This window comes from Salinimicrobium oceani (assembly GCF_012037645.1).
In genome coordinates, this window is sequence record NZ_JAAVJR010001645.1 from 1 (window position 1) to 284 (window position 284).

Below are 284 nucleotides of genomic sequence, written 5' to 3' on the forward strand. Positions count from 1 at the left end.
CTGAATATAGTTTCTATTATTGAACCTTACCGTGTCCTGAGCCAGAGAATCTGAACCCAGTGAATAGTTGGGATATATATTCACTTCCTTTATGCGATAAGGTTTTAGCCCCGCTTCGGGAACTTCATTTTTAACTCGTAGGAACAGGTCAAATTTTTTGCGGTCATACTGATTTGTATCTGCCTCAAAAATGAGAAAATTCGAACTGAAGTTGTAATAACCACGGTTCTTAAGGGCAGCATCTATACGCTCTCTTTCTGCCTTCATCATCGTGAGATTGAATG

Annotated in this window: 1 pseudogene; it reads right to left on the reverse strand. The window is 39.4% G+C overall.

Annotated features, from left to right (window positions below):
• Positions 1-270, reverse strand: a pseudogene (locus HC175_RS23450) (translocation and assembly module lipoprotein TamL); the annotation flags it as partial.
• Positions 271-284 lie beyond the last annotated feature (14 nt).